Origin of the sequence: Aphanothece sacrum FPU1 (genome assembly GCF_003864295.1) — a bacterium.
GTDB lineage: Bacteria > Cyanobacteriota > Cyanobacteriia > Cyanobacteriales > Microcystaceae > Aphanothece_B > Aphanothece_B sacrum.
Genome location: NZ_BDQK01000017.1, coordinates 157,907 through 178,372, shown reverse-complemented (window position 1 = coordinate 178,372; position 20,466 = coordinate 157,907). Strand labels below are relative to the sequence as shown.

Sequence of the window (20,466 nt, the reverse complement as noted above, 5' to 3'; positions counted from 1 at the left end):
CCTCACAGCAGTTTTCATTTGCATGGAATAAACATCAAAGTAAAAATTCTACCCACACGAACCGTAGGGGCGGGTTTTCAACAAAATTTCAATATTGATTGTAACAAATATGTTAGATAAACCCGCCTCTACACCCACACTCACTCAACTGAAATATTGACGCTCAATTGAAAACTGCTATAGTCTTACCCGATGGGAGATTATTTGATTTAATTAAACAACATAAGATTCAGGTTAAATTTATGGGTTTCCCCCATAATTATCAAAATTGAAATCGAACAAAAGTAATGTGTTCATAGGGAGAAGACTTGCCGCACTCGTAGAGACAACCTATACTTAAATCAGGGAGTATCGTAAGACAAGAATAAGCAGAAGGGCCCCCATCAATTTGACGGGAGACTGGCCAAGTTTTGCCTTCATCTTTACTAAGGCGAACTGTTAAGTTAATGCGCTCTTTTTGAGAGGCTGGGTTAGAAAAAATAAGCTTACCTTCTTGATTTTGGTTTGGTTTAATATAACGTAAGAAACTAGCTTGACAGGTCGGGTCGATCAGAGTAGAATCATAGGAAAAATTAGACCATGATAGTCCCTGATCTTTGCTCAAACAAATACCCCGTTTTCGAGGAGAAGGATTTTGATTTCGCATATTTAACATTAGTGATCCATTGGCAAGTTCTACCACTTGACACTCATTCATCCCTGGTCGATCTGATGGACTGCTACCACCTAATTTCCACGTCTGGCCATGATCGTCAGAATAAAAAATGTGAGAATAATATTTTTTACTTTCAGCTTCACAATGATTACAAGGAATGACTAGACGATCATTTTTTTGAAGTTGAATGCCAACACCTGGCCCTGTCGCGTACCATGTCCAGTCAGGTTGTTTAACAGATGGGGTAATTTCAACAGGTTTAGACCAAGTTTTGCCTTCATCTTGACTTGAACATACCCAAACGGTTCGCGTCCCTTTGCTAGTTTGTTCGATAATTTCCTGTTCGTGGTCACTACCCAAATTCCCCGTCATCAACAAATATATCTTCCCTGTTGTCTGATCAAAAACTGGGCAGGGGTTGCCACAGACATTATCCCCATTTTCCCAAATTATTTGCTGTTTAGACCAAGTTTTGCCCCCGTCTTGACTCCTTTTAAGTAATAAATCAATTTTGCCACTATCTTTCTGACTCTGTTTGCGTCCTTCACAAAAAGCGAGTAAATTGCCAGAGGGAGTACACAATAGTGAAGGAATGCGATAAGTATGGTAGCCATCTTTCCCTCCAGTATAAACCTTCACTTTTTCGAGAGGCTGGTTAAAACATCCCGTTACTAGGGTTGTGCCAGCAGCCCCGACAGATAACGCTAGAAAACAGCGACGATTGATTAAATAAGGCTTCATTTAATTGTTCCCTAACTTTGTGATCAATTATATGAAATCCTTATTATTAGTGGCTGAGTTCTTAATCCTGTGAAGAAGCGAAAACTTAATTTAAAAGGCCGTTTGTTCCAAAAACGCCTAAAACGTCTATTTAAAACCTTAATTTTAGCTGGTTTGGTTCTAATCTTGGTTAGCTTGTTATTCAATACCTTGGTCAAACTACCAATCAATTCCAGTAAACCCGTTGATGCCATTTTAGTGTTAGGGGGCAGTATTCAACGAGAAATGTATGCAGCTACCTTGGCTAGTCAATCTCCTGATTTACCGATTATTATTTCTCAAGGGTCGAAAGAACCTTGTATTTGGCAAATTTTCCAGCGACAATTGGCCCCAAACAAAAAAGTGTGGTTAGAAAAATGTGCTAATTCGACCTTTGAGAATTTTGTCTTTAGTGTTCCTCTCTTACATCGTTGGGGTGTTCATAAGGTCAAAGTGATTACCTCCGGGACTCATTTACCGAGAGCAAAATGGCTGGCCCAAATTCATCTAGGGGCCCAAGGAATGGCCGTTGAAATAGAAATTGTTAAGGAATGGGGGGTTCCTGGAAATCGAGAGTCAACCCTGAAAACTCAACTGGATGTAGCCCGTAGCTTAATTTGGGCGGTTTTGAGTCAAATTGTTCATCCTCCCTGTTTTAATCTCATTCCTTTAAACGAGGTTAATCTCTCGGCCTGGGAACAAGAAGGTTTTGTTTGTGAACATCAAGGAGGCGTTTAACCCAACAATTGGTCCGTGATAATGACAAATATCTCTATTATTAATGGTTATGGGCTTGCTTGGACTTTGGTATGGGCAATTACATTACCCCAATCTTCCCAAATTTCACTGATAAGTTGTAATTCTTTAATACTTAGGGTTCTAGCTGCTTGTTCGGCTTTTTGCTGAGAGACTCCTGCTTTGATTAGGTGTTCTTGATAAGATTGCTGAAGTTTATCGTAAGTCATTTGTTTATTCTCCAAGTCTTAGACTAAGTTCATCATTTTATAGTTATCAGTTTAAACCATCAGTGTTAGCGATGATGTTAGCGATCATGTATAACTTATGTATAACTTCTGAGATTTGTCTAAAATTTATCTGCTTTATACCTAATGAAGTAATCCATATTACACATCTTAGATATTTTTTGTATCTATTGTTACTTAAATAAAATTAAAACAATCTTTTGAATTTGTACAATAAAATGGCAGCAGATAATTTATCTAAAATTTAACTTATGGGCTTTATTGCAGTTATTGACTATGATATGGGAAACTTACATTCTGCCTGTAAGGGACTCGAAAAAGCAGGGGCTACCCCCAAAATTACAGATTCTCCTCAAGATATTGCCCAAGCTAATGCAATTGTTTTACCAGGAGTTGGTTCTTTTGATCCTGCTGTCCAACATTTGCGATCGCGTCATTTGGTAGAACCGATAAAAGCGGCGATCGCTAGTGGTAAACTTTTTTTAGGTATTTGTTTAGGGTTACAAATTCTCTTTGATAGTTCTGAAGAAGGAACTGAAGCGGGTTTAGGAATTATTCCAGGAGTGGTACGTCGTTTTCGTTCTGAACCGGATCTAACCATTCCTCATATGGGTTGGAATCAATTAGAATTAACTCAACCTAATCTAAGTTTATGGCAAAATTTACCGCCTGATCCTTATGTTTATTTTGTCCACTCTTATTATGTTGATCCGATAGATCCTAATGTCAAAGCAGCAACCATTACTCATGGAACTCAAACTGTTACAGCAGCAATCTCTATTGATAATTTAATTGCGGTACAATTTCACCCCGAAAAATCATCAGACTATGGCTTACAAATTCTCTCTAATTTTGTTAATAATGTATTTACATGAGAATTTACGGAAATCGACTCTTAAAAACTTTATCTGGAGATTTAACTCGTCCTACTTCTGCTAAAGTTCGAGAGGCTTTATTTAATATTTGGCAAGGTAAAATTGATGGCTGTCTTTGGTTAGATTTATGTGCAGGTAATGGCACAATGGGGGCAGAAGCTTTATGTCGAGGCGCAACGGAAGTTATCGGCATTGAAAGGTATAGTAAAGCTTGTTTTATTATTAATGAAAATTGGCAAAATCTAGCTAATATTGAACAACAATTTCAAGTTATTCGAGGTGATATTATTAAAGAATTAAAAAGTTTAAAAAGAAAAGAATTTGATCTAATTTATTTTGATCCTCCCTATCATAGTGATGTTTATCAACCTGTTTTAGAAATAATTTCTCAAGGAAAGATATTAGCTGATCAAGGAGAAATTGCTGTTGAACATAATCCGAAATTATGGCCAGCAAAGGAGATTCAAGGATTAAAAATATGTCGGAAAAAAAATTATGGAAATACAACCTTAACTTTTTATCAACACTTTCATGAACATAACCTGTAAGGTGGGCATTGCCCACCCTACATTATCTAAGCAGCTAAGGGGAAAGATGACTGATTCAAAACAGTTTGATAATACTTTCTTAACTGATTTGTTGAAGCGGCCCAGCTCCATTTTTCCGCTTCTAATCGAGCATTTTCTCGTAATTTTTCCCGTTCTTCTTTAGCAGCTAAAAGACGTTTTGTGGCCATAATTGCCCCATTAGGATCAGTCGGTTCAAATAAATAACCATTGACCCGATCCGTCACAATATCAGGAATTCCCCCAGAATTAGCCGCTACTACCGGACAACCTGCGGCCATCGCTTCTAATAACACTAATCCTAACGTTTCCGTGCGAGAAGGGAAAATAAACGCATCTGATGAGGCAAAAGCTGAGGCTAATTCTAATCCCTGGAGGTAGCCCACAAAATTGGTCTGAGTCTCTGCAAAATGCGCCTCTAATGCCTCTCTGTGGGGGCCATCCCCAACAATTGCCAAATGTGCATCAGGAATGGCTTCTAGGACGGGTTTTATCTGGTCAATTTGCTTTTCGGCAGAGACTCGTCCGACATATAATAAAAGAGGATTTTCAGGATTGCCTTCAGATAAGCGCGATCGCATCTGTTTTGAGGCTAAATGGGGATGAAACATCTCTGTATCGACTCCCCGTTGCCATAAGTCTACTCGTTCGATACCATGGGTGACTAATTCATTAACCATTGCGGTTGAGGTACAAAGGTTTAAACGCGCTTGGTTATGACCTAATTTTAAGAGTTCCCATAATAACCCTTCTAGGGAACCTAAGCCATAATGGTGTAAATATTGGGGTAAATGGGTATGATAAGAAGCAACTAGGGGAATATTCATGGTTTTGGCATAATAAATGCCTCCTAATCCTAAAACTGCCGGATTTACCACATGAACCACATCAGGTTTAAATTTTTCGATCGCTTTACCTACTGTTGGGGTAGGAATGGCTAATTTTAGTTCAGGATATAGAGGTAAGGGTAAACCTTTGACTCCATGAATTTTAGCCCCTTTGTGTTCCTTTAACCCCCCATCAGGGGAAAAGATTAAGACTTGATCGCCATTTCGTTGCAAATGTTCAACGGTATGACGTAAACGGGTGACAATACCATCAATTTTGGGTAAAAAAGTTTCGGTAAATAGGGCAATTCGCATACTATTGTCAGTTTCGAGTATCTCATAGATATGGTAGGCGATCAGGTGACATTTGACTTGTGTTTAACTATTCATTTGGGAAAAATAAGGATTTTAGCTTGTTAAAGTTGATCATATTTTAATTTATACTTAAATTATTCTTAATGATTGTCTCATCTTTTGTTTTTCTGACTTAAACTTAAATAAACTATCCCTGACTTTGGAGTCTAAATAAATGTCAGTCACCATTGAATCAGATTTAAAAGAGATTCTTAATAAGTTTGAGCAGAAATTAGATAAATTAGATAGCAAAATTGATAAGCTTTCTGAAGATGTTGATAGAAAAATTGAGAAGTTAGACAAAAAGATTGATAAACTTTCTGAAGATGTTAATAGTGTCAAAGTATCGGTTGTTAGATTAGAAGAAAAAGTCGAAGGCTTGAGTAAACGGGTTGAGTCTCAAGAATTTGTCAGTCGAGGAGTTTTAATTGGATTAATTGTTGCTATCTTAGGAGGGGCTGCTAAATTATTGGGATTTGTTGGCAATCCTTAAATTGATCAAATCCTAATGGTTAAGTAATTATTGTATATTGGAGTCTAAAAAAATGTCAGTCACTATTGAATCAGATTTAAAGGAAATTCTTAATAAGTTTGAGCAAAAATTAGATAAGTTAGATAGCAAAATTGATAAGCTTTCTGAAAATATTGACAAGAAAATTGAGCAACTTTCTCAAGATGTTAATAGTGTCAAAGTATCGGTTGTTAGATTAGAAGAAAAAGTCGAAGGTTTGAGTAAACGGGTTGAGTCTCAAGAATTTGTCAGTCGAGGGGTTTTAATTGGATTAATTGTTGCTATCTTAGGAGGGGCTGCTAAATTATTGGGATTTGTTGGCAATCCTTAAGTTTATCATACCCTAACGGTTAAGTAATTATTCTGTATTGGAATCTAAAAAAATGTCAGTTACTATTGAATCAGATTTAAAGGAAATTCTCAATAAGTTTGATCAAAAATTAGATAAGTTAGATAGCAAAATTGATAAGCTTTCTGAAAATGTTGACAGAAAAATTGATCAGCTTTCTCAAGATGTTGATCAGAAATTTAATAAACTGAGTGAAGATGTTAACAGTGTCAAAGTATCGGTTGTCAGATTAGAAGAAAAAGTCGAAGGTTTGAGTAAACGGGCTGAGTCTCAAGAATTTGTCAGTCGAGGGGTTTTAATTGGATTAATTGTTGCTATCTTAGGAGGGGCTGCTAAATTATTGGGATTTGTTGGAAATCCTTAAGTTTATCAAATCCTAATGGTTAAGTAATTATTGTATATTGGAGTCTAAAAAAATGTCAGTCACTATTGAATCAGATTTAAAGGAAATTCTTAATAAGTTTGAGCAAAAATTAGATAAGTTAGATAGCAAAATTGATAAGTTATCTGAAAACATTGACAAAAAAATTGAGCAGCTTTCTCAAGATGTTGACAAGAAGATTGAAAAATTAGATCAAAAAATTGATAAACTCTCTGAAGATGTTAACAGTGTCAAAGTATCGGTTGTCAGATTAGAAGAAAAAGTCGAAGGTTTGAGTAAACGGGCTGAGTCTCAAGAATTTGTCAGTCGAGGGGTTTTAATTGGATTAATTGTTGCTATCTTAGGAGGGGCTGCTAAATTATTGGGATTTGTTGGCAATCCTTAAGTTTATCATACCCTAACGGTTAAGTAATTATTCTGTATTGGAATCTAAAAAAATGTCAGTTACTATTGAATCAGATTTAAAGGAAATTCTCAATAAGTTTGATCAAAAATTAGATAAGTTAGATAGCAAAATTGATAAGCTTTCTGAAAATGTTGACAGAAAAATTGATCAGCTTTCTCAAGATGTTGATAGGAAAATTGATCAGCTTTCTCAAGATGTTGATAGGAAAATTGAGAAGTTAGACCAGAAAATTGAGAAGTTAGACCAGAAAATTGAGAAACTTTCTGAAGATGTTAACAGTGTCAAAGTATCGGTTGTTAGATTAGAGGAAAAAGTCGAAGGGTTAAGTAAACGGGTTGAGTCTCAAGAATTTGTCAGTCGAGGGGTTTTAATTGGATTAATTGTTGCTATCTTAGGAGGTGCAGCTAAATTATTGGGATTTGTGGGAAATCCTTAAATATTAACTAAATAAACGATGAATAATCATAATTTAATCATAGAAGAAAAAGCTACATTTAGAGTTGGAAATGCTTTCTATCGTCCTCAGAGTAAAGTCACTAGAGATTTAGGGGTTTTAGCTGCCACAATTTATAAACATAAACATGGACAATTACGGGTTTTAGATGCTATGACGGGTTGTGGTATTCGTGCTTTACGTTATTATTTAGAAAGTGGGGCAGATGAGATTTTAGTTAATGATAGTAATCTTGATATTAAACCTATTTTAGAAGACAATTTACAAGATATTTTATTTTTAAATAAAGTTAAAATAAGTTATAAAAATGCTAATCATATCTTTTTTGAATGTTATAACAATAAAGATTATTATGATTTAGTAGATGTGGATGGTTTCGGTTCTCCTTCCCCTTATTTAAGCACTATGTTATGGGCAACAAAAATAGGCGGATTAGTTTATTTAACCAGCACAGATGGACGAACAGGAACAGGACATTTACCAGAAAAAAGTTTACAAGTATATGGATCTTATGCCAGATCACACCCTGCTTGTCAAGAACAAGTTTTACGGTTATTAATTGGGAGTGTGTTACAACAAGCGGCGACAATGGAGTTAGGAATTAAACCAATTTTTTCCCTATTTACAGGTCAAACTTATCGAGTCATGTTACAGTTATTAAATAAGTCTAATTTGACGTTAGATAATTATGGATTTATTGGTTATTGTCATGAATGTGGTCATTATAAAAGAATTTCTTGGCATCAATTAGGTAAAGTTCAGTGTGTTCAAGAAAAAAATATTAATCCTTATGTAATATCGGGGCCAATGTGGTTAGGAAATTTACATGATCGAGACTATTTAGGAGAGATGAAAACTTTAGCTAAAGAATGGAGATGGTTAAAGAGAGTAGAGTTATTGTCAGTGATGGAAAATGAGTTAGATTTTCCTCCTTATTTTTATACTTTAGGGGAAATTGGTAAGCGAGGTAAATTAGATGTTCCCAAGCGATCGCAACTTATTCAATCTTTAAATGATCAAGGATATCGTGCTGCACCAACTCATATTAATGCAGAAGCAATTAAAACTAATGCTGATTTAAACATATGTATTGAGTTTAGTAATGCGATTTCTCGGCAAAAAACTCTGTAGGGGCATGACATTAATAAATTATATAGTCCTACCATCAGATTAATTTTGCCATGCCCATTTAATTTAGGTTGCTAGATATCAACCATATGGACATGGCCTCTTTTAAATTCTGGTTTGGGTGACAAGGTTATGATTGCCATCCCTACAGGGGGAAAAATTGATGTACAAAACCCTAGCACTAGATATTTTTGTCCTGTTTTGTCGGTCATCTTTGGGGTCAAAACCCTAGCACTAGATATTTATCTACTATTGTCGAAAGGGCGATCGCTGATTAAAGGGTTTGTCATAGAAGAATACCGCTAAACATATCGTAGGGTTCAACGGCCGTTGACCCCTACATAACGGGAAAATTTATGCAAAAAAACCCTTGTCAAACTTGACTTGACATGATATTATATAGATAATGGAAAAGCCTTGCGCCTATAACCCCAAACTATAGGGTAAAAAAGTCAAAGAAAAAAACAGCATTTAAGATAGATATATCCAGGTCAAAATGCTGTAGGGGCATGGCATTAGTAACTGATAAAATCCTACCATTACATTAATTTTGCCATGCCCATTTAATTTAGGTTGCTAGATATCAACCCTATGGACATGGCATCTTTTAAATTCTGATTTGGGTGACAAGGTTATGATTGCCATGTCCCTACAGGATGGAGAATTAATAGTTTTTTCAACAACTTTATAATTTATAATTTATAATTCATAATTTATAAATATCCTTCAATTAAAATATCCTCATCAATATGACGTAAACTAATATTTTTTAATAATAAAGCATCCGTCATTTTTTCTAATCCTAAATCTCCCATAGGAGAAGGAGACAAAACACCCCCAATAATTTTAGGAGCAATAAATGCTAAAATTTTCTGGATGCACCCTTGAGCGATCGCTTGTGCGCCTAAAGTTCCGCCACATTCCCATAAAACCGTAGAGAGTTCCCGTTCATAAAGAACCTGCATCACCTCAGCAGGAGTCAAAGGGGTTAACTCAATCACTTCTACCCCTTTATTCCGTAATTTTTCCTGTAATGGTATATTTTTGCCCCATTCCGTAAAAACTACCGTAGGGGCCCCCTCTGTATCCCAAAGATGGGCCTCAGACGGTAAATGCAGGTTACGAGTCATCACCACCCGTAACGGGTTAGGGCCAGATACCTGATGAGTGGTTAAATGAGGATTATCCCGTCGAACCGTATTACCCCCAACAATGACCGCATCACAAGCGGCCCGCAACTCATGCACTACCTGACGAGAGGCCGGCCCCGTCACCCATGCACTATGACCCGTTGTCGTGGCAATTTTCCCATCAAGAGTCATGGCATACTTAAGAATACCAAAAGGCTGTTTATGGACGATACGATGAATAAAACCTTCATTTAACTGACAACAGGCCGCTTCTTCCACCCCGACAATGACCTCAACCCCATTTTGTCGCAATTTTTCCATACCTTGACCCGATACCAAAGGATTCGGATCAATCATCCCTACCACCACTTTAGCCACTTTAGCAGCCAGTAAAGCTTCCGTACAGGGTGGCGTTCGTCCATAATGATTACAAGGCTCTAGATTGACGTATACAGTCGCTCCTGTGGCATTTTCTCCAGCTTGTCGAAGAGCAAAAATTTCTGCATGAGGTTCTCCCGCTTTCGGGTGAAAACCTTCCCCAATAATGGCCCCATTCTTAACGATAACAGACCCCACCAAAGGATTAGGAGAAGTTCGTCCCAAAGCTTGACGGGCCAATGTTAGACATCGTTGCATCATCTGTTGGTCAAAGTTGTCGTGATTCATCCCCCCATTAACCTCATACTTGTAGTAACATATACAAAAAAACCAAACTCTATCGATAGAAATATGACTCAAAAATAATATTTTAGCGTCACACATCAAATGAACTTGACGAAATCTAATTATTATTTGTAAAGTTCATATATTAAGACCATACAAAAGGTTATGTCTAAAAAAATGATATCAACAAGAACGAAAAAAGAGGTTCCCGAAACTTCCTCTTTGTTTTGGGAACAACCTTACTGGCAACCCTTTAGAACAATTGCTAAAAGCTTTTCTGGCTACTGGATAGCTTGTATTCCCTTAACAACAATTATTACCATTGTTTGGCATCAAGCTGTTCTGGCCCAGAATACAGAAATTAAGATCCTCGAAATCACAGAAGTTACTCCTGAAGCCATTATTCAACTTCAGGGAACTTTAAATACTATTTGGGTATTAATTGCCGCGATTTTAGTCATTTTTATGAATGCTGGTTTCGCCATGCTAGAAACTGGTTTCTGTCGTCAAAAAAATGCGGTTAATATTCTCACCAAAAACCTGATTGTCTTTGCCTTAGCTACCATTGCTTATTGGGTGATGGGCTTTTCTTTGATGTTTGGGGGAGATCACCCTATTATCGGCAGTGGGGGTTGGTTTTTGGCTAGTCAAGATCCGGCTACTTATAACCTTAAACCCTTTCCCATCGGACTGCCCATCTCTGTGTTTTTCTTATTTCAGGTAGCATTTGCCGGAACTGCCGCAACTATTGTATCTGGTGCAGTTGCTGAAAGAATTAAATTCGTTGATTTTTTAGTATTTAGTCTTCTTTTAGTCGGTATTGCCTATCCCATTACAGGTCATTGGGTATGGGGTAGCGGTTGGTTAACAACTCTAGGGTTCAAAGACTTTGCTGGTTCGACTGTGGTTCATTCTGTTGGAGGTTGGGCGGCTTTAGTCGGGGCAGCTATTCTTGGCCCCAGAATGGGTAAATACGTTGATGGTCGTTCTCAAGCCATTCCAGGTCATAATATGAGTATTGCTACTTTAGGCTGTCTCATTCTCTGGATAGGTTGGTTTGGCTTTAACCCCGGTTCCCAGTTAGCTGCAGATAGTAGTGTTCCTTACATTGCCGTTACTACTAATTTAGCAGGTGCAACGGGCGGAATTATCGCTACTGTGGTTTCTTGGAAAAAAGACGGTAAACCTGACTTATCTATGGTCATTAACGGAATTTTAGCGGGTTTAGTCGCTATTACGGCCGGTTGTAATGAGGTATCCTATTGGGGTGCTGTAATTATCGGTGCGATCGCCGGGGTTCTGGTAGTATATGCCGTCAGTTTCTTTGACAGTGTTCTCAAAATTGATGATCCGGTGGGTGCGCTTTCTGTTCACCTAGTTAACGGTATTTGGGGAACTTTAGCGGTTGGCTTATTTAGTCTAAAAACCGGCCTATTTTATGGCTATGGTATGGGTCAACTAATTAATCAAGTCATTGGTATTATTGCGATTGCCGCTTTTACCGTTGTCTTTAGTGTGGTTGCATGGATGGTTCTCAAAGCTACTTTAGGTATTCGTGTTAGCCGAGAAGAAGAAATCAAGGGGTTAGATATTGGCGAACATGGCATGGAAGCTTATCATGGTTTCGTCAAGGAACAAGATAGCTTTTCTGGGGGTAGTGACAAAGGGATCAACGATGTAGATGTTCGCGCAAAATCAGGTGTCTAAATTTATGTGAGGTGGGCATTGCCCACCCTACCTTTTCCTCTATAATCAATGATTAATAACCCATAATTAATCATTGATAATGGATACGAAAGCCTTTAAACGTTCTCTACAACAATCCGAACATTACCATCGTAAAGGATTTGGTCATGAAGATGAAGTAATGACGGTAATGAATACAGAGTATCAAAGTTCTCTGATCCAAAAAATTCGTCAAAATAATTATCAATGGCAACAAGGAAATGTAACTATTCGTTTAGCAGAAGCTTTTGGTTTTTGTTGGGGAGTAGAAAGGGCAGTAGCAATGGCTTATGAAACTCGTCAACATTTCCCTCAAGAACGGATTTGGATTACTAATGAAATTATTCATAATCCTTCGGTTAATCAACGCTTAGAAGAAATGAATGTGGGTTTTATTGAATTAGTAAATGGTCATAAAAATTTTTCCGTGGTTGAAAAAGGTGATGTGGTAATTTTGCCAGCCTTTGGAGCAAGTGTAACAGAAATGCAGCTTTTAAATGATAAAGGTTGCACAATTGTAGACACCACTTGTCCCTGGGTTTCTAAAGTTTGGAACTCGGTAGAAAAGCACAAAAAACGTAATCATACCTCTATTATTCACGGTAAATATGCTCACGAAGAAACCGTTGCTACCAGTTCTTTTGCCGGAATTTATTTGGTAGTTCTTAATTTAGAACAAGCTCATTATGTCTGTGATTATATCCTAAATGGAGGCAATAAAGAAGAATTTTTAACTAAGTTTAAAAATTCTCATTCTCAAGGATTTGATCCAGATCTAGATTTACAATGTCTTGGTATTGCGAATCAAACCACTATGCTCAAAAGTGAAACAGAACAAATTGCTAAACTTTTTGAGGGAACTATCCTGAAAAAATACGGTCCGACAGCTTTAAATGACCATTTTATGAGCTTTAATACTATCTGTGATGCCACTCAAGAACGTCAAGATGCAATGTTAAAATTAGTGGAAGAAAAATTAGATTTAATGGTAGTTATTGGGGGATTTAATTCTTCTAATACAACTCATTTACAAGAGATTACTGTTGACAAAGGAATTCCTTCTTATCATATTGATAGTGAAACTCGTATTATGTTAGATAATCGTATTGACCATAAACCGTTAAATAAAGACTTAGAAATTCAAGAAAATTGGCTTCCTGATGGCCCCATTGTTGTTGGTATTACCTCTGGTGCATCCACTCCTGATAAAGTGGTTGAGGCAGTCATTGAACGCATTTTTGCGGCAAAACAAATTGCTGTTACTGTTTAATTTACTCTTAATTTTTAAGATGTGATCAGTCAACAACTAACAATTTTGTATTTATCAAATGTTGACTGATCACTTTCTTAGAAAGCTTGTTCTACTTCAGAAATTTCAGGGATCATTTCTCGTAAACGTCTTTCAATGCCCATTTTAAGGGTCATGGTGGAACTAGGACAAGAACCACAAGCACCTTGGAGACGGAGTTTAACGATGGGGCCGTCTATTTCTACTAATTCAACATTACCACCATCGGCCATCAAATAAGGGCGCATTTCGTCTAAGACTGTTTCGACATTATCGGGATTCAATGTCATAGTTGCCATAATAACCTCTCTTACTGATGATTTCTTGATTGTTCTTTTTATCTTAGCGCAAACCGCTCAACTAAACATTAATTATGTTCAAAGATATCTTTATAATACATTAAATCTAAAGAAACAAAAACAGGAATACAGTCAAAACATTTTTGAGTTAATTCCCAGCGATCTTCTCGTTGTAACATGGTCATTAATTTTTCTCGCATCTTAACCAAATATCTGACATCATTAGCTGCATAACTTAATTGTGCAGGGGATAAATTATTGGCATTTCCCCAATCAGAACTTTGGGAACTTTTGTCTAATTCAATACCTTCTAATTCTTGAACTAAGGATTTTAATCCGTGAGAACCTGTATAAGTTCGAGCGATTTTACTGGCAATTTTTGTACAAAAGATAGGATTAGTTTCAATCTCAAAATTATAACGAAATTGAGCTACATCAAACCGTGCATAATGAAAAATTTTGACAATATTTTTAGCTTCCATTAATTGCTTTAAATTAGGGGCTTGAGTTTGTCCGGGGGCAATGCGAATAGCAGTTACAAATCCACTTGGATCGCATAATTGAACTAAACATAACCGATCTCGTTGAGGAACTAATCCCATTGTTTCTGTATCTACAGCCATAGCTTCAGCAGTTAAATAACGAGATAATGTTTCAGCAGAAAGATCTTGATCACAAACTTGAAAATTATCTAAATTAGTCATGATTTTCAGTAAAGTTTACACTATTATAATAAGCTTAACGCTGTAATAAAAACAACTGAGTAAAATAATATTCGCCTTCAGAATTTTTAGCAATACCCACCCCGGTTAAATTAAAATTACCTTCCATATTTTTACGATGGCCAGGACTATTGATCCAACCTTTAACAGCGACGGATGCCAAATCAGGATATCCTTTAATATAAGCTAAATTTTCAGCAAATGTTTGATAAGGAATCTTTGCACCTATAGTTTTGGCCCGTCCTTCAAACCCATCATGACTAAAGGTTGCTGTTTTATTAGCCATCTTTTGACTATATTGTCTAGCAACATAACTCATTTGGGCATTCATTTGTAACGGAGGTAAATTTTTAGAGAGACGATATTGATTAACTCGTCGATTAATTTCTTCCTCTAAAGCAATTAATAACCCACCATCTTGACCAGCTTTTTCTAAGAGAATATCCCTATTTTTTAAAGGTTCAAGGAATGTATTAATTTCTGGTTCATTCTCAAGAGGAGAAGGAATTATTTTAATAAAAATTTGTGTAAAATAATACTGACCTGTTCGATTTTGAGCAACTCCAATTCCGGTTTCGTCATAATTGCCTTCAATATTTTGACGATTTTGTGCATTTTTTAACCATTGTTTTAGGGTTTCTTTAACCGGGTCATCTCCATTTTTATGAACAATTAAATTTTCAACGCCTTTTTCCAAAGGCAAACTAAGACTAATAATTTTCAGTCTTTCTTCTAATTTATCATGACCTACCGGAATTATTCCGGCCGCCATTCGTTCACTATGAATTCTTGCTTGTTGACTGATTTGGGGGTTAAGCTGAAGGGGAGAAAGATTACGAGACAAACGATATTTATTAATCTCCCGATAAGTTACTTCCTCGATCGCAGTAAGAAAGCTAGGATCAACTAAAGTAGATGATTCAGTATTTTGAGGTGTTTGTGTCTGAGAACTATTTTCCAAAATGGGTAAATTTTCCAAGGACTGACATCCTACAATTGCAGGGATTAGCAAAGGAATAATCATTAATACTCTTGATACACGATAACTCATAGGAATAGGGAAAAGGCAGAACTACTAAGATTCTTGATATGATTAATAATGGTTATAGTTTAACGTTACTTGCAATGAAAACGATCGCACCTCTAATCAAAACTTACCCTATTGTAGAAACCTTCCATTCTATTCAAGGAGAGGGGGCCTACATGGGTGTTAGTGCCTTTTTTATTCGACTCGCTGGATGTGATGTCTATTGTCCCTGGTGTGATCAAAAAGAGACTTGGAGTGTTAAACCCTATGCACAACAGTCTATTGAAACGTTAGGAAATATGGCTAAAAATGCGAAAGCTGCTATTATTATTATTACGGGAGGAGAACCCCTAATGCACGATTTAAACCCCTTAACAAAAGAATTACAAGACTTAGGGTTAAAAGTCCATTTAGAAACCTCTGGTTCTCATCCTTTTACCGGAGAATTTGACTGGGTAACGTTTTCTCCTAAACCGTTTAAATCTCCCCATGATACTATCTACCCTCATGTTAATGAATTAAAGATAGTAATTGCTCAGGAAAAAGATTTACAATGGGCCCAACAACAAGGGCAAAAAGTACCCGTAGAAACACTTAAATATTTACAACCCGAATGGAATAGTCCCATCAGTCAGTCATTAGTATTTGACTATGTTTTACAACATCCTGAATGGAGAGTGAGTTTACAAATTCATAAGTTTTTAGGGGTTCAATGATCAGTCTGACCCCAAAATTGTCTGTTTACTGTGTCGTAGTTGTTCCCACAATGCCTCAATTTGAAAATAAGCTTCCTCACCGGACATTTTACCTCCTGTATAGAGATTGGAGATAAAACCTACTTTTTGCGAGAATTCTTGTAAATTAGCGTTAAAAATCAAATTTTCTGCGGTTAATTTACCATAATAAGAACTTCGAGGGTAGAGAAAGTTCTGTTTGTTGATGACTCTGGGATCTTCCATAGTATGTTGGGTAGACAATTATCCCATTGTAATCTAAATTTTATTAACCGCAAGTTAATCTAATCTTAATTTGATGACAATTTTAATCTTTCTTTAAGTTTAGTTAAATCATACTTGAATTTTTACGGGAGAAAGGACAGGAATTGGCTCATCTTTTGCACTACCCTCAGTAAGGACTAAAACTACACCAAATAACATCAATAAAGCCCCAATAATTCCTTGATATCCAAAGGTTTCACCCCGCACCAAAAAGGCAATCATTGCCCCAAATAAAGGTTCTAGGGCGATAATAAAAACAGCTTGGTAAGCAGGAACCCATTGCATTCCTACGGTATAAAGTAAACACAAAACGGCAGTGGCTATAATACCTAAATAGTGAAGAATCTGCCAATGTTCTTGAATTAAATGAAATTGTTGTACAATATCAGGAGCCGCCCATAATAACCCTAGAATGGCCACACACCAAACCCGAACAGCTGATAGGGAAACCGCCGAATATTGAGGGGCAAATTTTTCGAGTAAAATGATACTGGTGGCATCACATATAGCCCCAAGGAGTAACCAAAGATTACCAATTCCGGGTTCTCCACCTTCCCAAGACATCAAGGCAATGCCACCAAATGCTATCCCACTTGCGACAACTACCCGCATAGTGATTCTTTGGCGAAATAATAGTTCAAATAAGGTAACAAATACGAAATTTAAGCCAAAAATAAAGGCGGCGCGGTTGGCAGAAATTGTTTGTAATCCCAGGGTTTCGCAAGCAAAACAACCAAATACTACTAATCCAATCATTGAACCGTCTCGTAATAATCGTAGATTGAACTCACGAACAAAAGGAGTTAAAGCGACGGCCCCAATTAAAAATCGAATTGCTAATTGTACTGAAGGATAAAAATCGACCATTGCTGCTTTGAGTGCGGTGGGAATTGAACCAAAAATTAGACCAGCACAAAGCAAAGACAAAACCCCTAGAGGATAACGAAATTTCTGTACCATAGGAATTTTATTACCTTAATTTTACTTGACTTGACATAAATAAAACATTATGTAACTTTTCTTATAATCTCATAAATTAGGTTCTACCGAACCTAGTATGTAAAACTATTAGAAATTATGGGCTTAAACCCGCTCAGAGTTAAGCTATAAAAACAAAACCCGCCTACGCGGGTTTAATTTAGCCGGACGAAGGGAGGCTTTGTTTCTATAGTATCAGACATAAGGTCTGTGGTGTAGACGTTGATTTAACATAACTTGTCCGGTAGAACAATATTTGTTGGGTTTCGTGCCTCAACCCAACCTACAATTTATTCATGAAAATAATTATAAATTTCTCTTGCTAATTTTTCCCCAATTCCTGATACTTGTTGTAATTGTGCTAAAGAAGCTTCTCGAATATAATCAACGGAATGAAAATGAGCTAATAACTCTTTTTGTCGTTGAAAACCGAGGCCAGGAATCTGATCTAAACGCGATCGCCGACTCTGTTTAAGTCGTTGTTGACGATGAAAACTAACCGCAAAGCGATGAGATTCATCTCGAATTCTTCGTAATAATTGAACTCCAGGTTGTTCCGCATCAGTTGCTAAGGGTTGAGACTCTCCTGGTAAGAAGATTTCCTCTCGTTTTTTAGCTAAACTAATTACTTGTAATGGCGGGAAAATATTCATATTTTCTAATATTTTAATAACTGAAGAAAGTTGTCCTTTACCCCCATCAATCATAATTAAATCGGGATAATCTTCTAACCTTAATAAGTCTGCTTCTGATTTATTCTGATAAGCCCGAAAGCGACGACTAATCACCTCAGCTAAACTAGCAAAATCATCAGAATGACCGCTCGTCACATTAGGATTTTTAATCTTATAATGACGGTAATTTTGTTGAGCAGCAACTCCATCAATAAAAACCACTTGAGAAGCTACTGCATTTGACCCTTGAATATGAGAAATATCATATCCTTCAATACGTCGAGGTAAGTCAGGTAAATCTAACAGTTGGGTTAAATCTTCTAAAGCAGTTAAATTACGAGAATTGGTTCTTTGTATACGTTCCAATTCATAATTAGCATTCCGTTCCACCATCTCAATTAAATCTGCTTTTTGTTGGCGTTGAGGCACAGTAATAGTCACTTTACGCCCCTTGCGATCGCTCAACCATTCCGTGAGAATTTCTGCCTCTGGTAAGGCATATTGCACTAAAATTTCTTTAGGAATTTCTAGGGGGTCAGCTTGCCAATAATGTTCTTCTAATACCCGTTGTAAAATTGCGCCAGGAGATTGAGATTGACTATCCGCAAAAAACCCTAAACGCCCCACTAAACGACCCGCCCGAATTTGAAATAATTGAATACAACTATGTTGATCATCGGCAGCCAATCCTATAGCATCCCGTGATATAGTATCATCAGATAAAGAGACTTTTTGTTCAGTATTTAGGGATTGAAGCGCATTAATTTGATCTCGAATTAATACAGCTTGTTCAAAGTTTAATTCACTGGCCGCTTTTTCCATTTGTTCCTTCAAAGTATTGAGTAGTTCTTCACTTCTTCCCTGAAATACCATAGCTACTTTTTCTACAATTTTATGATAATCAGAAGAAGTGATTAACCCTTGACAAACCCCTGGACATTTACCAATATCATAATTCAGACAAGTACGCTCTTTAAATAATGGTTTAGGGCGTTGACGTAACGGAAAAATATTCTTAATTAAATGTAAAGTACGACGCAATAGATAAGTATCCACATAGGGGCCATAATAGCGATCGCGGGGATTATTTAACCGTCGTTTACGAGTGATGAAAATGCGCGGATAATTCTCAGACCAAGTAATACAAACATAGGGATATTTTTTATCATCCTTGAGTAAAACATTAAAATAAGGTTGATGTTCTTTAATCAGATTTGCTTCTAAAGCCAAGGCCTCGGCTTCCGTATCAGTAACAATAAACTCAATATCTCTTACTTGTTGCACCATCAAAGCAATGCGAGGACTGTGGGGTTGAGAATCTCGAAAATAAGAACGAACCCGCGATCGCAATTTTTTTGACTTACCAATATAAAGAATTTGTCCTTCAATATCCCGCATTAAATAAACTCCGGGTTCGGAGGGGAGAGACTTGAGACGATTTTCTAAAGTTTCCGAAATGGGTGGTAAAAAAATAAAGTTAGTCACTTAAAATATGGGAATATAGTAGTAAAATTAGAAAAACTATTCTAACTCAGAACTGAAAATAAAGATTTTGCGTCATTGCGATCGCTAGGGAAGCAATCTCAAACCCTGATTAAATATAACTTAACAGTTCAAGTAATGGCCTTTAACTGTACCCAATTTCAGAAAAATGAATAATATAGATTAAACTGTATAATCAAAAGTGTGATCAAATCTCACCGCTAACACTAAGACTATGCCAAGAACTCAGCGTAATGATAACTTTATCGATAAAACCTTCACGGTAATGGCAGATATTCTTCTCAAAATTCTGCCCACTAACCAAAAGGCAAAAGAAGCATTTGTCTACTATCGAGATGGAATGTCAGCACAAGCTGACGGCGAATATGCCGAAGCTCTCGATAATTACTATGAGGCCTTAAACTTAGAAGAAGATTCTCATGATCGCAGTTACATTCTCTACAATATCGGTATTATTCATGCCAGTAATGGAGAACACGAAAGAGCTTTAGATTATTATTATCAATCTATTGATCTTAATCCTCAAATGCCTTCAGTTCTTAATAATATTGCCGTTATTTACCATTATCAAGGAGAAAAGGCCAAACAAGAAGGGCAAGAAAACGAAGCTGAAGCCTTATTTGATAAAGCGGCTGAATACTGGAAACAAGCTATCCGGTTAGCTCCTAATAATTATATTGAAGCTCAAAATTGGCTCAAAATCACCGGACGTTCAGAAATGGATATCTTTTTCTAGAGGAATAACTAATGCTTGATCGTCAACAAGTTGAAAAAATAGCTCATTTAGCTCGTTTGGAAATTACAACTGAGCAAGAGGAGCAGTTTGCTGGTCAATTAAGTAGTATTTTGCAGTATTTTGAGCAGTTGAGTCAATTAGATACGGAAAATGTCCCCCCAACAACTCGGGCCATTGAACTTAGTAATATTACTCGTAAAGATACTTTTGAACTTTATGGTGATCGTGAATCTTTACTTAAGGAAGCTCCCGCTCAAGAAGGAGATTTTTTTCGGGTTCCTCAAATTCTCAATACAGATGAAGACTAATCACTAATAAGTCGGATTTGTGTGTTATACTAGCAATTGACTCGGACTTACGCGATTATAACGCCCAAACTTTGTCAGGACCGGAAGGTAGCAGCAATACGGGATGCTTGTAATAGGCGTAAACTCCGGGTCTTTTTGTTTTTGCCATACTCTAAGCATACAATCA

At 36.7% G+C, this 20,466-nt stretch carries 25 protein-coding genes and 1 other RNA gene; 16 read left to right on the top strand and 10 right to left on the bottom strand.

Annotated features, from left to right (window positions below):
• Nucleotides 1-262: 262 nt before the first annotated feature.
• A complete protein-coding gene (locus tag AsFPU1_RS20700) occupies nt 263-1,396 on the bottom strand; it encodes a sialidase family protein (protein WP_124976650.1) in 1,134 nt (377 codons plus the stop codon).
• Nucleotides 1,397-1,465: 69 nt separating this feature from the next.
• Here AsFPU1_RS20700 and AsFPU1_RS20695 point away from each other — a divergent pair, with 69 nt between their 5' ends.
• Nucleotides 1,466-2,152, top strand: coding sequence for a YdcF family protein (locus tag AsFPU1_RS20695; RefSeq protein ID WP_124976652.1), 687 nt, complete (start codon nt 1,466-1,468; stop codon nt 2,150-2,152).
• Nucleotides 2,153-2,199: 47 nt separating this feature from the next.
• On the opposite strand, the gene AsFPU1_RS20690 is transcribed toward AsFPU1_RS20695, so the two are convergent.
• Nucleotides 2,200-2,379, bottom strand: a complete 180-nt coding sequence (locus tag AsFPU1_RS20690) for a hypothetical protein (RefSeq protein WP_124976654.1) — start codon at nt 2,377-2,379, stop codon at nt 2,200-2,202.
• Nucleotides 2,380-2,648: 269 nt separating this feature from the next.
• Between AsFPU1_RS20690 and hisH the strand changes: the two genes are divergently transcribed.
• Nucleotides 2,649-3,272 carry an imidazole glycerol phosphate synthase subunit HisH gene (gene hisH / locus AsFPU1_RS20685; RefSeq protein WP_124976656.1) on the top strand — a complete coding sequence of 208 codons (624 nt, stop codon included), beginning with the start codon at nt 2,649-2,651 and terminating at the stop codon, nt 3,270-3,272.
• Entirely contained in the window at nt 3,269-3,820 is a 552-nt protein-coding gene (gene rsmD / locus AsFPU1_RS20680) for a 16S rRNA (guanine(966)-N(2))-methyltransferase RsmD (protein ID WP_124976658.1), read from the top strand. Before hisH ends, rsmD begins: the two co-directional genes overlap by 4 nt.
• A gap of 26 nt (nt 3,821-3,846) precedes the next feature.
• Here rsmD and AsFPU1_RS20675 read toward each other — a convergent pair whose 3' ends face one another.
• Nucleotides 3,847-4,980, bottom strand: coding sequence for a glycosyltransferase family 4 protein (locus AsFPU1_RS20675; protein WP_124976660.1), 1,134 nt, complete (start codon nt 4,978-4,980; stop codon nt 3,847-3,849).
• Between the two features lie 214 nt (nt 4,981-5,194).
• On the opposite strand from AsFPU1_RS20675, the gene AsFPU1_RS20670 reads away from it, so the two are divergent.
• The 7 genes from AsFPU1_RS20670 to AsFPU1_RS22815 all read left to right on the top strand — a co-directional run bounded on the left by AsFPU1_RS20670 (nt 5,195) and on the right by AsFPU1_RS22815 (nt 8,555).
• The gene (locus AsFPU1_RS20670) at nt 5,195-5,512 is read left to right on the top strand and encodes a coiled-coil domain-containing protein (protein ID WP_124976662.1); all 318 of its coding nucleotides are present in this window, start codon (nt 5,195-5,197) and stop codon (nt 5,510-5,512) included.
• A 52-nt stretch (nt 5,513-5,564) separates the two neighbouring features.
• Nucleotides 5,565-5,861 carry a hypothetical protein gene (locus AsFPU1_RS20665; RefSeq protein ID WP_124976664.1) on the top strand — a complete coding sequence of 99 codons (297 nt, stop codon included), beginning with the start codon at nt 5,565-5,567 and terminating at the stop codon, nt 5,859-5,861.
• Nucleotides 5,862-5,913: 52 nt separating this feature from the next.
• The gene (locus AsFPU1_RS20660; RefSeq protein ID WP_124976666.1) at nt 5,914-6,243 is read left to right on the top strand and encodes a coiled-coil domain-containing protein; all 330 of its coding nucleotides are present in this window, start codon (nt 5,914-5,916) and stop codon (nt 6,241-6,243) included.
• A gap of 52 nt (nt 6,244-6,295) precedes the next feature.
• Nucleotides 6,296-6,646, top strand: a complete 351-nt coding sequence (locus tag AsFPU1_RS20655) for a coiled-coil domain-containing protein (protein WP_124976668.1) — start codon at nt 6,296-6,298, stop codon at nt 6,644-6,646.
• 52 nt (nt 6,647-6,698) lie between these two features.
• On the top strand, nt 6,699-7,103 hold the full coding sequence (locus AsFPU1_RS20650; protein WP_124976670.1) for a DUF1640 domain-containing protein: 405 nt from the start codon (nt 6,699-6,701) through the stop codon (nt 7,101-7,103).
• 18 nt (nt 7,104-7,121) lie between these two features.
• Nucleotides 7,122-8,252, top strand: coding sequence for a class I SAM-dependent methyltransferase (locus AsFPU1_RS20645; RefSeq protein WP_124976673.1), 1,131 nt, complete (start codon nt 7,122-7,124; stop codon nt 8,250-8,252).
• Nucleotides 8,253-8,381: 129 nt separating this feature from the next.
• On the top strand, nt 8,382-8,555 hold the full coding sequence (locus AsFPU1_RS22815; RefSeq protein ID WP_172957550.1) for a hypothetical protein: 174 nt from the start codon (nt 8,382-8,384) through the stop codon (nt 8,553-8,555).
• A 407-nt stretch (nt 8,556-8,962) separates the two neighbouring features.
• Here AsFPU1_RS22815 and ribD read toward each other — a convergent pair whose 3' ends face one another.
• Complete coding sequence (ribD, locus tag AsFPU1_RS20640; RefSeq protein WP_124976676.1) at nt 8,963-10,045, bottom strand: bifunctional diaminohydroxyphosphoribosylaminopyrimidine deaminase/5-amino-6-(5-phosphoribosylamino)uracil reductase RibD; 1,083 nt, start codon at nt 10,043-10,045, stop codon at nt 8,963-8,965.
• A 174-nt stretch (nt 10,046-10,219) separates the two neighbouring features.
• Between ribD and AsFPU1_RS20635 the strand changes: the two genes are divergently transcribed.
• A complete protein-coding gene (locus AsFPU1_RS20635; protein WP_124976678.1) occupies nt 10,220-11,749 on the top strand; it encodes an ammonium transporter in 1,530 nt (509 codons plus the stop codon).
• Nucleotides 11,750-11,828: 79 nt separating this feature from the next.
• The gene (locus AsFPU1_RS20630; protein ID WP_124976680.1) at nt 11,829-13,037 is read left to right on the top strand and encodes a 4-hydroxy-3-methylbut-2-enyl diphosphate reductase; all 1,209 of its coding nucleotides are present in this window, start codon (nt 11,829-11,831) and stop codon (nt 13,035-13,037) included.
• Nucleotides 13,038-13,114: 77 nt separating this feature from the next.
• On the opposite strand, the gene AsFPU1_RS20625 is transcribed toward AsFPU1_RS20630, so the two are convergent.
• The 3 genes from AsFPU1_RS20625 to AsFPU1_RS20615 form a co-directional block, all read right to left on the bottom strand.
• Nucleotides 13,115-13,354, bottom strand: coding sequence for a NifU family protein (locus AsFPU1_RS20625; RefSeq protein ID WP_172957551.1), 240 nt, complete (start codon nt 13,352-13,354; stop codon nt 13,115-13,117).
• 68 nt (nt 13,355-13,422) lie between these two features.
• Entirely contained in the window at nt 13,423-14,058 is a 636-nt protein-coding gene (locus tag AsFPU1_RS20620) for a ribonuclease D (RefSeq protein ID WP_124976682.1), read from the bottom strand.
• Nucleotides 14,059-14,092: 34 nt separating this feature from the next.
• Nucleotides 14,093-15,127, bottom strand: coding sequence for a CAP domain-containing protein (locus AsFPU1_RS20615; RefSeq protein WP_124976684.1), 1,035 nt, complete (start codon nt 15,125-15,127; stop codon nt 14,093-14,095).
• A gap of 74 nt (nt 15,128-15,201) precedes the next feature.
• Here AsFPU1_RS20615 and AsFPU1_RS20610 point away from each other — a divergent pair, with 74 nt between their 5' ends.
• Nucleotides 15,202-15,819 carry a 7-carboxy-7-deazaguanine synthase QueE gene (locus tag AsFPU1_RS20610; RefSeq protein ID WP_124976708.1) on the top strand — a complete coding sequence of 206 codons (618 nt, stop codon included), beginning with the start codon at nt 15,202-15,204 and terminating at the stop codon, nt 15,817-15,819.
• Here AsFPU1_RS20610 and AsFPU1_RS20605 read toward each other — a convergent pair whose 3' ends face one another.
• The 3 genes from AsFPU1_RS20605 to uvrC form a co-directional block, all read right to left on the bottom strand.
• A complete protein-coding gene (locus tag AsFPU1_RS20605) occupies nt 15,820-16,062 on the bottom strand; it encodes a DUF7219 family protein (RefSeq protein ID WP_124976686.1) in 243 nt (80 codons plus the stop codon).
• A 108-nt stretch (nt 16,063-16,170) separates the two neighbouring features.
• Complete coding sequence (locus AsFPU1_RS20600; RefSeq protein ID WP_124976688.1) at nt 16,171-17,061, bottom strand: DMT family transporter; 891 nt, start codon at nt 17,059-17,061, stop codon at nt 16,171-16,173.
• A gap of 308 nt (nt 17,062-17,369) precedes the next feature.
• The gene (uvrC, locus tag AsFPU1_RS20595; RefSeq protein WP_438357532.1) at nt 17,370-19,151 is read right to left on the bottom strand and encodes an excinuclease ABC subunit UvrC; all 1,782 of its coding nucleotides are present in this window, start codon (nt 19,149-19,151) and stop codon (nt 17,370-17,372) included.
• 319 nt (nt 19,152-19,470) lie between these two features.
• On the opposite strand from uvrC, the gene AsFPU1_RS20590 reads away from it, so the two are divergent.
• From AsFPU1_RS20590 to ffs, 3 genes are all read left to right on the top strand, one after another.
• Entirely contained in the window at nt 19,471-19,992 is a 522-nt protein-coding gene (locus AsFPU1_RS20590; protein ID WP_124976692.1) for a photosystem I assembly protein Ycf3, read from the top strand.
• 11 nt (nt 19,993-20,003) lie between these two features.
• Nucleotides 20,004-20,300 carry an Asp-tRNA(Asn)/Glu-tRNA(Gln) amidotransferase subunit GatC gene (gatC, locus tag AsFPU1_RS20585; protein WP_124976694.1) on the top strand — a complete coding sequence of 99 codons (297 nt, stop codon included), beginning with the start codon at nt 20,004-20,006 and terminating at the stop codon, nt 20,298-20,300.
• A 38-nt stretch (nt 20,301-20,338) separates the two neighbouring features.
• Nucleotides 20,339-20,435, top strand: an RNA gene (ffs, locus tag AsFPU1_RS20580) — signal recognition particle sRNA small type.
• Nucleotides 20,436-20,466 lie beyond the last annotated feature (31 nt).

Excerpts from the sequence above, each read along its gene's own strand:
- AsFPU1_RS20700 (WP_124976650.1), bottom strand. The coding sequence starts at position 1,396 with ATGAAGCCTTATTTAATCAATCGTCGCTGTTTTCTAGCGTTATCTGTC.
- AsFPU1_RS20690 (WP_124976654.1), bottom strand. The coding sequence starts at position 2,379 with ATGACTTACGATAAACTTCAGCAATCTTATCAAGAACACCTAATCAAA.
- hisH (WP_124976656.1), top strand. The coding sequence starts at position 2,649 with ATGGGCTTTATTGCAGTTATTGACTATGATATGGGAAACTTACATTCT.
- rsmD (WP_124976658.1), top strand. The coding sequence starts at position 3,269 with ATGAGAATTTACGGAAATCGACTCTTAAAAACTTTATCTGGAGATTTA.
- AsFPU1_RS20675 (WP_124976660.1), bottom strand. The coding sequence starts at position 4,980 with ATGCGAATTGCCCTATTTACCGAAACTTTTTTACCCAAAATTGATGGT.
- AsFPU1_RS20670 (WP_124976662.1), top strand. The coding sequence starts at position 5,195 with ATGTCAGTCACCATTGAATCAGATTTAAAAGAGATTCTTAATAAGTTT.
- AsFPU1_RS20665 (WP_124976664.1), top strand. The coding sequence starts at position 5,565 with ATGTCAGTCACTATTGAATCAGATTTAAAGGAAATTCTTAATAAGTTT.
- AsFPU1_RS20660 (WP_124976666.1), top strand. The coding sequence starts at position 5,914 with ATGTCAGTTACTATTGAATCAGATTTAAAGGAAATTCTCAATAAGTTT.
- AsFPU1_RS20655 (WP_124976668.1), top strand. The coding sequence starts at position 6,296 with ATGTCAGTCACTATTGAATCAGATTTAAAGGAAATTCTTAATAAGTTT.
- AsFPU1_RS20650 (WP_124976670.1), top strand. The coding sequence starts at position 6,699 with ATGTCAGTTACTATTGAATCAGATTTAAAGGAAATTCTCAATAAGTTT.
- AsFPU1_RS20645 (WP_124976673.1), top strand. The coding sequence starts at position 7,122 with ATGAATAATCATAATTTAATCATAGAAGAAAAAGCTACATTTAGAGTT.
- AsFPU1_RS22815 (WP_172957550.1), top strand. The coding sequence starts at position 8,382 with ATGATTGCCATCCCTACAGGGGGAAAAATTGATGTACAAAACCCTAGC.
- ribD (WP_124976676.1), bottom strand. The coding sequence starts at position 10,045 with ATGAATCACGACAACTTTGACCAACAGATGATGCAACGATGTCTAACA.
- AsFPU1_RS20635 (WP_124976678.1), top strand. The coding sequence starts at position 10,220 with ATGATATCAACAAGAACGAAAAAAGAGGTTCCCGAAACTTCCTCTTTG.
- AsFPU1_RS20630 (WP_124976680.1), top strand. The coding sequence starts at position 11,829 with ATGGATACGAAAGCCTTTAAACGTTCTCTACAACAATCCGAACATTAC.
- AsFPU1_RS20625 (WP_172957551.1), bottom strand. The coding sequence starts at position 13,354 with ATGGCAACTATGACATTGAATCCCGATAATGTCGAAACAGTCTTAGAC.
- AsFPU1_RS20620 (WP_124976682.1), bottom strand. The coding sequence starts at position 14,058 with ATGACTAATTTAGATAATTTTCAAGTTTGTGATCAAGATCTTTCTGCT.
- AsFPU1_RS20615 (WP_124976684.1), bottom strand. The coding sequence starts at position 15,127 with ATGAGTTATCGTGTATCAAGAGTATTAATGATTATTCCTTTGCTAATC.
- AsFPU1_RS20610 (WP_124976708.1), top strand. The coding sequence starts at position 15,202 with ATGAAAACGATCGCACCTCTAATCAAAACTTACCCTATTGTAGAAACC.
- AsFPU1_RS20605 (WP_124976686.1), bottom strand. The coding sequence starts at position 16,062 with ATGGAAGATCCCAGAGTCATCAACAAACAGAACTTTCTCTACCCTCGA.
- AsFPU1_RS20600 (WP_124976688.1), bottom strand. The coding sequence starts at position 17,061 with ATGGTACAGAAATTTCGTTATCCTCTAGGGGTTTTGTCTTTGCTTTGT.
- uvrC (WP_438357532.1), bottom strand. The coding sequence starts at position 19,151 with ATGCGGGATATTGAAGGACAAATTCTTTATATTGGTAAGTCAAAAAAA.
- AsFPU1_RS20590 (WP_124976692.1), top strand. The coding sequence starts at position 19,471 with ATGCCAAGAACTCAGCGTAATGATAACTTTATCGATAAAACCTTCACG.
- gatC (WP_124976694.1), top strand. The coding sequence starts at position 20,004 with ATGCTTGATCGTCAACAAGTTGAAAAAATAGCTCATTTAGCTCGTTTG.